Source organism: Alteromonas pelagimontana (assembly GCF_002499975.2).
In the GTDB taxonomy this organism is placed as follows: Bacteria; Pseudomonadota; Gammaproteobacteria; order Enterobacterales; family Alteromonadaceae; genus Alteromonas; species Alteromonas pelagimontana.
Map to the genome: position 1 here is coordinate 1,355,383 of NZ_CP052766.1, position 10,750 is coordinate 1,366,132.

The 10,750-nt window shown below is 47.1% G+C and carries 7 protein-coding genes; 4 read left to right on the plus strand and 3 right to left on the minus strand.

Annotated elements, in window-relative coordinates; genetic code table 11:
- The first annotated feature begins 256 nt into the window (after positions 1-256).
- From CA267_RS06140 to CA267_RS06150, 3 genes are all read left to right on the plus strand, one after another.
- Entirely contained in the window at positions 257-1,972 is a 1,716-nt protein-coding gene (locus CA267_RS06140) for a DEAD/DEAH box helicase (protein ID WP_075608303.1), read from the plus strand.
- A gap of 114 nt (positions 1,973-2,086) precedes the next feature.
- Positions 2,087-3,502, plus strand: coding sequence for a siroheme synthase CysG (cysG, locus tag CA267_RS06145; RefSeq protein ID WP_075608302.1), 1,416 nt, complete (start codon positions 2,087-2,089; stop codon positions 3,500-3,502).
- A 65-nt stretch (positions 3,503-3,567) separates the two neighbouring features.
- Positions 3,568-4,515, plus strand: coding sequence for a hypothetical protein (locus CA267_RS06150; RefSeq protein ID WP_075608301.1), 948 nt, complete (start codon positions 3,568-3,570; stop codon positions 4,513-4,515).
- A 78-nt stretch (positions 4,516-4,593) separates the two neighbouring features.
- On the opposite strand, the gene CA267_RS06155 is transcribed toward CA267_RS06150, so the two are convergent.
- Positions 4,594-5,991, minus strand: coding sequence for a PhoH family protein (locus CA267_RS06155; protein ID WP_075608300.1), 1,398 nt, complete (start codon positions 5,989-5,991; stop codon positions 4,594-4,596).
- A 735-nt stretch (positions 5,992-6,726) separates the two neighbouring features.
- Here CA267_RS06155 and CA267_RS06160 point away from each other — a divergent pair.
- Positions 6,727-7,254, plus strand: a complete 528-nt coding sequence (locus CA267_RS06160) for a DUF6942 family protein (protein WP_075608299.1) — start codon at positions 6,727-6,729, stop codon at positions 7,252-7,254.
- 125 nt (positions 7,255-7,379) lie between these two features.
- On the opposite strand, the gene tnpC is transcribed toward CA267_RS06160, so the two are convergent.
- Both tnpC and CA267_RS06170 read right to left on the minus strand, forming a co-directional pair.
- Positions 7,380-8,783, minus strand: coding sequence for an IS66 family transposase (tnpC, locus tag CA267_RS06165; protein WP_075608298.1), 1,404 nt, complete (start codon positions 8,781-8,783; stop codon positions 7,380-7,382).
- Between the two features lie 345 nt (positions 8,784-9,128).
- On the minus strand, positions 9,129-10,442 hold the full coding sequence (locus CA267_RS06170; protein WP_075608297.1) for a methyl-accepting chemotaxis protein: 1,314 nt from the start codon (positions 10,440-10,442) through the stop codon (positions 9,129-9,131).
- Positions 10,443-10,750: the final 308 nt, after the last annotated feature.

Below are 10,750 nucleotides of genomic sequence, written 5' to 3' on the forward strand. Positions count from 1 at the left end.
AAAAATTCCTTGCATAATTACTGCACTTTATTGTATAAAATTCAAACGTATGGAAACGTAATCATTGTTTAAATGTACAATCGAGAAAGACGTTTTTCTAGCTGTCTATGGTTACGAATCCCTTTATTATTATGTTGTTGTCGCTAAGCTTTGATGCAATTACATGGTAACTGCAAGCTTAATCGAATATAATAGGTTTTTAGCAATATTTGCCGGCTCTAACGCGCCGTGCCCTCCTCAAGCATCAGGATCGTGAATGACCACTACTGTCGAACTGACATTTAAAGACCTCGGATTACCAGAACCTATCTTACAAGCACTTGAAAAAGTTGGCTATGAGAAACCTTCCCCTATTCAAGCAGAAAGTATCCCGCTTTTACTTGCGGGCCATGACCTGTTAGGACAAGCCCAGACCGGCACCGGAAAAACCGCGGCATTCGCGTTACCGATGCTGGCAAAAATTGACCCAGAAGCCAAAATTCCACAACTTTTAGTTTTGGCTCCCACCCGCGAGCTTGCAATTCAGGTAGCTGAAGCTTTTCAGGTTTATGCCAGTTTTTCACAGAAAGTGAAAGTCCTGCCAATTTACGGCGGGCAATCCTATGACAACCAGATACGCCAGCTTAAGCGCGGTGTACAGGTTGTAGTGGGCACGCCAGGACGGGTTATCGACCATATTAAACGCGGTACATTAAAATTAAACGAATTAAAGTTTCTTGTTCTCGATGAAGCCGACGAAATGTTACGTATGGGTTTTATTGATGATGTGGAACTGATCTTAAGCCATGCACCTGAGACACGTCAGACGGCATTGTTCTCTGCCACCATGCCAGGGCCGATTAAGAAGATTACCCAGCGGTATCTAAAAGATCCCAAGCACGTAAAAATTGCGTCAAAAGTCAGTACAGCCAACTTAATTCGCCAGCGTTACTGCCAAGTCGCTGGGCACCATAAATTGGAAGCCCTGACGCGGATTATGGAAGTTGAACCTTTTGACGGCATGATCATTTTCGTGCGCACCAAGACCGCCACCGTCGAACTTGCTGATAAATTGTCAGCAAGAGGTTATGACGTTGAACCACTTAATGGTGACATTCCGCAGAATGCGCGTGAAAGGACCGTTGAAAAGCTTAAACAAGGCGCTATTGATATCTTAGTGGCTACTGATGTCGTCGCACGCGGGCTGGATGTTGAACGTGTGAGTCATGTTATTAACTTTGATATTCCTTATGACTCTGAATCCTATGTACACCGAATTGGTCGTACAGGTCGTGCAGGTCGTACCGGCGACGCCATCTTGTTTATCTCGCACAGAGAAAAGCGTCTGTTGTTCGCTATTGAGAAGACCACTCGCCAACCTATTGAAGCAATGCCCATTCCTTCAATTAGTCAGTTGAATGAAACTCGCCTGTCTCGGTTTAAAACTGCAGTGCTGGAAGCCACTAAAGATGATACGGTAGATTCGTTGATCCCACTGGTGGAAACGCTACGTGAAGAAACCGAAGCATCACCAGAACGATTAATGGCAGCGCTTATCAAATTAGCACAAGGTGATGAACCGCTACTGTTAAAAGAAAGCGACCGGCCGGATCTTAACAGCAAGCCACCCAGAAGCGATCGCCCAGAGCGCGAGCGCGGCCCTCGTCCAGAACGTGGTGGTCGTGAGCAACGCAAACCTAAAGGTAAATCGAAACCCGAAGCAGGCATGCAACGTTTTCGTATTGAAGTAGGCCACAGTCATGGCGCTAAACCAGGCAATATTGTTGGCGCGATAGCAAACGAAGCTAATATCAGCAGTAAGAATATTGGTGCCATCGAAATCTATGACACCTTTAGTACCGTTGATTTACCTCAAGGCATGCCCAAAGAAACCAAGGACTTGCTGCAAGGTACTCGCGTTGCCGGACAACGTTTAGGTTTACGCGAATGGTCTGATACGCCGCCGAAAAAACGTAAAGACAAAAATGCTTAAACTACTGCAGCTTTTATAACTAAAAGAGATATAAAGGCTGAATTTGTGTTTTCGAGTTCACTATAAAGGCGTCACAATGACGCCTTTATTTTTGGCTGAAAGGCTTCTTTTATCATGCGCTATTTTCCCATTTTTCTGGATACAAAAAATACAGAATGCCTGATCGTTGGTGCAGGAGAAGTCGCAGCGCGTAAACTTGAGTTAATGCTTAAAAGCGAGGCCCATGTCACAGTAGTGGCTCCTGAGGTGTGCAATACAGTACATTCTCTCGCCGGCCATACTCAGGTTTCATTACATCAACGGCCGTTTCAGGAGCAGGATCTCGACGACAAAGCGATGGTTTTCGTTGCCACCAGCGATACTTCTCTTAATCAGCAAATCCAGCAGCTTGCCCGACAGCGGGGCGTAATGGTGAATGTGGTGGACAATACGCCGCTGTGCCAGTTTATTACACCCTCCATTATTGATCGTTCTCCTATTGTTATTGCCCTTAGCAGCGGCGGTGTTGCGCCGGTACTTCTGCGCTATCTTCGCCAAAAACTGGAATCGGTTATCCCCGCCAATATCAGTCGTCTTGGTGCTTTCTCAGAAAAGTTTCGTGAAAAGGTCAAGCAAAGCCTTTCAGGGGTTATTGCCCGGCGGTATTTTTGGGAAGATGTTCTCGATGGTGATATTGCCGAGTTTATTGAAAAAGGCCAAAATCAAAAAGCTGAGCAGCAATTTTTAGCCGCTCTTGACGCCGCCAAAATAAATCAGAAACCTGAAGGCCAGGTGTATTTGGTCGGCGCTGGTCCGGGCGATCCTGATCTACTGACATTTCGTGCGTTGCGGCTAATGCAAAAAGCAGACGTGGTGGTTTACGACCGTTTGGTGTCGCCACAGATACTGGAATTGGTGCGTCGAGACGCAGAGAAAATCTACGTTGGCAAAGTGAAAAGCCATCATACACTGCCGCAAAACGACATCAACAATCTTATAGTGCAAAAGGCGAAAGAAGGCAATCGCGTGGTGCGGTTAAAAGGCGGCGACCCCTTTATTTTCGGCCGTGGTGGTGAAGAAATTCAAACGCTGATTGCTGCAGGTATTGGTTTTCAGGTTGTCCCGGGCATTACCGCCGCAACCGGCGCCAGCACTTACGCGGGTATCCCTCTCACCCACCGCGATCACGCTCAGTCGGTGGTATTTGCCACCGGCCACTTAAAAGATAATACCATTGATTTAAACTGGCCTGCCCTTGCCCATGCTAATCAAACACTCGTTTTTTATATGGGATTGACAGGATTAGCTATTATCTGTGAAAAATTAGTCGAACACGGTTTAAGCGCCGATACGCCTATCGCATTAGTCCAGCAGGCCACGCTGCCTGAACAAAAAGTGGTTACAGGAACATTGACAACAATCCTTGCCAATCCGGCCACAGCAACTATTGCGCCTCCGACGCTCATTATTGTCGGCAGTGTGGTGGCATTACATTCGTCAATGAACTGGTACAGCGATAATCCACAATCGCCAGAGGCTGTACATCGTTAAGCTTTCCACCTGCTTATTTTTACTCCATAATCGTACGCAAACTTTATTTGTCAGTAAGGCAAAGCTTGCACTTTAAGATACCGCTACTAATCGGAATACTATTTTTTTCCACGGCGCCGTCTGCTGCGCAGTTGGCGTTTGAACGTAGTTCCACCGCGCAGGGTCCGGAGTATAGCTATCGGTGGCGTGATGCTGCTGGCGAGGAAAGGTCTGTATCCTTTACTCTGGATGGTGAAATACTGGACAAAGCACCAAGAGCACAAAAAAACTACCGCCCGGCACTCGCTCAGCGTTACGTGGCAGTAGAACTGACGAAAGCGGCTAAAACTGTGGACCCCAAAGACGCTCATGTGAAAATACGTCAGCAGGGGGATTCGGTAGAAGTCAGTGTGCGATCACGACACCAAGAAAAACTTCAACACATCCAGCAACAATTTGCCCAGGCCCGGGAACAGGCATTTTCAGATTATCTGGAAAAGCATTACTACACCCGCTATATCACGCCGCTTAATCAACAAGCAGTTAAGCCTGATCATATCCGTTATATCAATGAATACACTCAGGCGCTCATTCCGCTTTCACAGGCCCTTTACGAGCAAGTGGTGGAGCAGTCTGATGCCCGTGAATATTTTAATCTTTTACTGGGATGGGTGCAGAGTATCCCGTACAACGCATTGGACGATCGAGCAGACAGTAACGGCTCTGGTTTCGCGCCTCCGGCCACCTTGTTAGCGCAGAATCAGGGAGACTGTGACAGCAAATCGGTAATGACAGCGGCCATTGCAAAAGCATTTTTACCTTCAACCCCAATGATTTTAGTGTTGCTAAAAGATCATGCTTTGTTGGGAATAGGACTGAATTCCAAAAGCGGGGAGCAAACCATTAAGGTCGATGGTACAAGCTTTGTGCTGATAGAGCCCACAGGGCCTGCTTTATTTCGCTTCGGCGAGGTCGCTACTTCGACACTTCAGGAGCTGGCGTCGGGACGCTACACTATCGAAAAAATTCAGTGAAGCGGATAGTAGCGCGGTACACGCCACTATCCGATGAAGTTACGGCAAGCTAAGTAATCTGAATGCAGGTTACGTAAACTACAGTTGCTGCTCTGCAAACTCAGCCAGTCTTGAGCGCACCACACCGTTTAGGTTAATGGTGGCACTGCCAGAAAAGTTCTTAAATTTCTCTACCAGGTATGTTAACCCGGATGTTACCGCCGACAGATAGTTACTGTCGATTTGAGCCAGGTTACCACTACAAATAAGTTTCGTTCCTTCTCCGCAGCGCGTGATAATTGTTTTTAACTGAGAAGCGGTGAGGTTCTGTGATTCGTCCAGAATTACAATAGCGTTTTGGATACTACGGCCACGCATGAAATTTACCGATTTAAACTGAATATTGGCTTTTTCCATGATGTAACTCATGGAACTTTTTGCGTTCTCGTCATGCTTGTGCAGCACTTCCAGGGAATCAGTAATGGCAGCCAGCCAGGGCGCCATCTTCTCTTCTTCCGTGCCAGGTAAAAAGCCGATGGATTCAGCAATTTCCGGCGTACTGCGGGTAACGATGATCTTGTCATACATATTCTTTTCGACCACCATCTCAAGCGCTGCGGCCAATGCCAAAAGCGTTTTACCGCTACCCGCCGGACCGGTAAGGATAACCAGATCAATATGCGGGTCAAGCAACGAATGTAACGCCATTGCCTGCCCGATATTTTTTGGCGATATTCCCCACGCATGACGTCCCATTAATCGCTCATAGCCTAAATCCAGCACATCGATGGTATCAGACGTGATGGATTCCACCAGACCGGCAAATTGTTGGCTGCTATCCAGCATGTACTCGTTGATGAAAGCTTCCGGCAGCACTGACCGAGGAATAGTGTGAATGGTATCGCGGCCTTCAGTGCGGCTTTCCACCGACTTCACCTTTTCCCAAAAGCTCCCTTCGAATTCGTGATAGCCCTTGGAAAGATACTTTATATCGCTGATAAGCTGATCGGTACGATAATCTTCAACGTGAGCTAAACCCGCCCCTTTTGCTTTAAGGCGCATATTTAAATCTTTGGTTACCAGCACTACCTGCTGAGGGGCGTAGGTTTTTTGAAGATTCAACGCAACATTAATGATTCTATTATCATTTTCATTGCTGGTAAAAACCTGCTGCGACTCGGCCATATTCAGATCGGCAAAAATGGATAATGCGCCTGACGGTGCGTTTTCTCCCGCGCCCATGCCTTTTAACGATACACCAGCCAACATATCTTCCGGCGTAGCATCGTGAAGCAAATCTTCCATTGAACGGATAGACACCCGAGCATCCCGGGCGACATCTTTTTTGCTGTCTTTGATGTAATCCAGTTCTTCCAGAACCGTCATCGGCACAACAACATCGTGTTCTTTAAAGGAGAGAAATGCGAGAGGCTCGTGCAGCAGGATATTGGTATCAAGAACGTAGATTTTCGTGTCTGTGGATTTTTTTCTTGGCATCCTTCGCTCCAGTAAGTAAAACCAGGCCCGCCTAACTACCGACGTGCAATCAAGAGTCTCGCGAAGGAGTAAAAAACCGTCGAACCGGACGACCCACTCCGTGTCGCGTCGACTTACAATTCCACCTTAATCCAGTTTTCGCAGTTTATCACTTATTTTTCACAATTATTTTCGAAACACCTTAATGAAAAATATCCATGCATTATCTTTTATGGGTTTTAGTCGCTTTACCCGAGGCACCCACATCTAACAGCGATTGCAGGCTTTTTATAAAAAAGCTGTTTTGCTCTTTTACTTAACCCCAACTCTGGATAAGACGTGTCGTATAGACTTTAAACACCCTTTTAAATCAGGATCTTAGATATTGCTGTCGATTGTACTTAAGCTAAAATTGGCTCGATGACGATATTTTTGTGCATAGCAAGGCGGGATTTCGTACGTCATAGCCGGCTATGATTAGAAAGCGCAACGATGCCAGACGCAAAAAGATCGTTCTTGAGCGGCGCGGCTTATCCCGAGTTGGGGGTACTTATTCTTTGCTTCGGTCACATGTAATACTAATCCGCCTTGATGTGTGATCAGCGCAGAGACAGGCTAGAAGGTTCGCGCAGCAAGGTCAACGAGCTCTAAGAACTAGAACCGTTAGTTATCAACGGTAAGAATAGCCAGGGAGCAGCTCTTGAAAATACTCGCTACGCCGCATTACCATAAAATATAAGAGCCAAGGAAGTCAGTATGAGTGTCGCTGGGTTTGGAGATAGCAATGCGTTGTTTAAAGTCTATATTGGTAATCGTCCGTCTTACAAAATTGAAAGCCAAACGCAGTCTATCCGTCCGCTAAAAACGCGGGAGATTTATGATATTGGACAAGCCTGTGGCAATGGCTGGCGAAAGGTGTTTAACGTTTACGCAAAACTGTTATACGCCTTAAGTTGCGGCGCCATTAACGGCCACTCTTATCAAAGTTGGCAGCAGTACAGAGATAACGCTCTCCTGCAAGAATCCAGCGCTACCGCTTTGTTATTTAGTGCGCCAGATTTCACCCATGCCAATGCATTGCACATGATAATGGGCCGCACCTACGCCAACACTCTTTCGCTGCCGCCTTCATTAGTTTGGTTAAATAAAGAGTTTGCAATAGACAAAATTAATCGGCTTATTGTCTGTCCATATTTTGATTATCGGCAGCTATCAAATCACAAAATTATTTTTCTGGTAGATTTAATCAAGCAGGAATTTGGTGCGTGTTTACTTGAACCCTAGTTTTTATCTCAGCTTCAGTTCTAGAAACTTCTGGGCGAACCCAGCACAATAGCTCCAGGATTGTATAAAAATTTAAATCTAACTCTCGTCAATTAGCAGAACAAATGTAACCGTTCACCAAGGCCTTATTGACAGGGAGTTTTCATGTCAGCGAGAAGTGGATAGGGCTGCTTTTGCAGCACCGCATTGAGAATGGACCGAATCCATTGCAGTGGGTTTAAGGATTGTTTGCGGCAGGTTTCAACGATGCTCAGAATGCGTTGACGGAACTGCTCGCCTCGATGCGACCACACACCATAGCTGCCTTTTCGCCACAGTACATAGCTTCGCAAGGAGCGCTCGGCTTCATTATTGGTAAGAGGAATTCGGTGGTCGTTAACGAATGCCCAGCACATCACATCGTGTTTCAATAGCAATGCGCAACGGTTTCGATAGCGCCGGGTGGTGCATAATCGCTGTGCCTCGTGCAGTGCTTGTTGCCAATGCTCTTGTAGTGTGATGATGCGTCTCAGATAGCTTGATTCACTTAGACATTGTTTATCAAACCGGTGGCGTAACCGAAATAGCAGATGGATAAGACGCACCAGCTTAGCGCCACATAATTTATTCGTTCCCCAGCTATCCGCTAGTGCCTGCATGTTCCGCAGAATGTGTGCCCAGCAGAGTTGGCGATGGCTGTCATCAATATAGTGATAACCCGCATATTGGTCGGTGACCACCATATTGGTGGGTGACTCGCCAAGTAGCTTTTTGGCGGCCCAGTTTCCACGGGAGTAATGTGTCATGAAGCATGAGTAATCCTGAGTACATACCTGCCACATCCAGCGACGCTCACGTCCCCGCTGATGCCGCGTTTCATCACAATGTACAATATCACTGGCTAGAGTACGATTTTTAACGTCCTCATAAGCCGGCGTCAGCACACTGCTTACCGTGCCCTGGGCCTGGGATATCGCACCACGGCTGAAGTGCAGACCAAAATTCTGAATCAGTTGTTGTTGGATTTTACTGATACTTTGATGAAACTGTCCGGCCTGAACAACAACATAGGCCAGCAGGTTATTGCCCATTTGACCTGAATTTACCGTTTCCGGTAACGGTGCCTTCACTGTCTTGCTGCATCGATAACAACATCCCTGATAAAGCTGATGCTCGACAACCGAATATGCTTGCTGCGGGATCTCAAACACCTGATGACGACGGTAGGGCCTTTTACTCATGACCACATGGCCCCCGCACGGACACTGTTCATCAGGATAATACACCCGTGATTCGTCGACACTGTCACTCATCACACGCTTGCTGCCTTTATGCCCAGTCTGCGCCCCACGAGATTTGCCTGTTGATTTACGCGTAGGAGTGGAGGTACCCGGTCCATTGGATGATGGCGGACGCGAAGAATTACGGCTGTTCTGATTAAGCCGGTCTTCTAAATCATTGAGCCTGTCCCACAGTACTTGAATGATCGCATTGGCATCATCCAGGTTCGTAGCAGTAGGCGGCTTGGGCTGTTGTTTTTTACGTGGCATAGCACCACTTTGACACGCTGGCGCGATCGGTCAATAGGATCCCCTGGATCATGAAAAATAAATACTCTTGCTGTCAATGGGGCCGTGGTGAACGGTTACGAACAAATGACTACCTGCCAGCATCAAACTTTAAGATAAAACATATCTAATATATTCCGGTTGCAAAAATGCCAGCGCCGCCAGGCGGTTACTCTTAAGCCACTATACCCGCCGTAAAGAGTAACTAAGATACTGAATCGAAGCCGTTTATGAGCAGGATCATATCCGTGACTGCAGCTTACCTTTAGTAGATAGCCGAGTGACAATTATTTTCAATCGATCAGGTGTTATATACCAGTTCAGTTGCTACCGCAATTCGTTCGCAAAGCGCCCTACAGCGTCTACCACCTGTCTAGCGCCTTCCTGAATCTCCAAAATCACGGCACCGGCTTGGTTCGAAAGCTCCAATCCTTGCTCAGCTTTCTCGCGAGTGCTAAACATCTGATGCATAACTTCATCTGAAAGTAGCTGATTCTTCTCGACCACTCTTACAATCTCTTCAGTGGCAGTGCTGGTGCGTCCTGCTAATTGGCGCACTTCATCGGCAACTACGGCAAACCCGCGCCCTTGCTCGCCTGCTCTTGCTGCTTCAATAGCCGCGTTTAGTGCCAACAGGTTTGTTTGCTCCGCAATGCCTCCAATGGTTTGTACGATGGAATTTATCTGGAGAGACTGCTTGCCCAGAGCTTCGATACTGTCAGTCGCTGCCTGCATTTGTGCGGCTATCTGCTGCATGGTTTCAACAGTTTGTTTTACAACAGTGGTGCCTTTCTTGGCACTTTCATCCGTTTGCTGAGAAACATCATAAGCCACGCCAGCGCCCTCCCTTACCTGGGTTTCCCGTGCCACCTGTTCAGTAACCACGCTGGCAAATTTTACTACTTTATAGAGTTTGCCTTCAGCGTCATACACCGGATTATAGGTGGCTTCCAGCCATACTTCGTTGCCACGACTATCAAGCCTTTTAAAGCGGTTCGCTACGTACTCGCCCTTATTGAGCCTTTTCCAGAACGCTGCGTATTCAGGCGAGGCCGCGTCGTCAGACGTGCAGAACTTGCGGTGGTGCTGGCCGATGATTTGCTCAAGCCGGTAGCCCATGGCCCGCTGAAACTGCTCGTTTGCAGTGATAACAGTGCCGTCGAGATTAAACTGAATAACCGCCGTAGAGCGGATCAGCGCATCAATAAAAGACTCGCTCTCTTTTGTCTTTTCTACTGCTTTGGTAATGTCACGCGCATAGCCTTGTACGTATGACATTTTGCCGTTCGTGTCAGGTATCGGAAGCCACTGTACGTTCAGCCAAACCAGGGTGCCATCGGCATGAAGATAGCGATAGTCATCACTAACTGGCGCAAACTCTGCGACAGCCTTATTAAAGGCGCGGAAACAAGGCAATTTAGTCACGTAGGCAGGAACGATCTCCGACAAAGGCCGCCCCTGTAGCTGCTCGGAACGATAACCCAAGGCATCTGCGAATTTCTGGTTTACCGCAGATATGCATAAGTCGGCATCCAATCTTATAGATAGCATACCGCGATTCATTTGGTCCGCTAGTTGCCGCAGCATCGCCAGTTCCACACGTTGCTCTTCAATTTCTTTTTTGAGGCGGCTATTAAACATTTTAGTAATCCAACAGAAGATAGTAGGAAGTTATCGACCAGACAAACCAGATCTTGAACTGGTGAAGGCTAAATTTAGCCTTGGTTGTAGTACCAGGTTATTTAAGGCTAACGCTCCCCTATGAGTTCATCATCTTTCAGAAGGAAAACTGCTGTTCGAAATACACTTATAGCTGTAACTGAACGATACCGCTCCTTATACCGATCTGCATAAATAAGTACTCACTCAGCGTAGGTCTTCCCGCTTGCTGACAAAGAAGGCGTACGCCGCTTTGGTGGCTCCAAAGCAAGTGCGACTGATGCAGCTTT

Bases quoted from the DNA above. Each gene is read 5' to 3' on its own strand.
- CA267_RS06155 (WP_075608300.1), bottom strand. From the start codon at position 5,991: ATGCCAAGAAAAAAATCCACAGACACGAAAATCTACGTTCTTGATACC.
- CA267_RS06160 (WP_075608299.1), top strand. From the start codon at position 6,727: ATGAGTGTCGCTGGGTTTGGAGATAGCAATGCGTTGTTTAAAGTCTAT.
- tnpC (WP_075608298.1), bottom strand. From the start codon at position 8,783: ATGCCACGTAAAAAACAACAGCCCAAGCCGCCTACTGCTACGAACCTG.
- cysG (WP_075608302.1), top strand. From the start codon at position 2,087: ATGCGCTATTTTCCCATTTTTCTGGATACAAAAAATACAGAATGCCTG.
- CA267_RS06140 (WP_075608303.1), top strand. From the start codon at position 257: ATGACCACTACTGTCGAACTGACATTTAAAGACCTCGGATTACCAGAA.
- CA267_RS06170 (WP_075608297.1), bottom strand. From the start codon at position 10,442: ATGTTTAATAGCCGCCTCAAAAAAGAAATTGAAGAGCAACGTGTGGAA.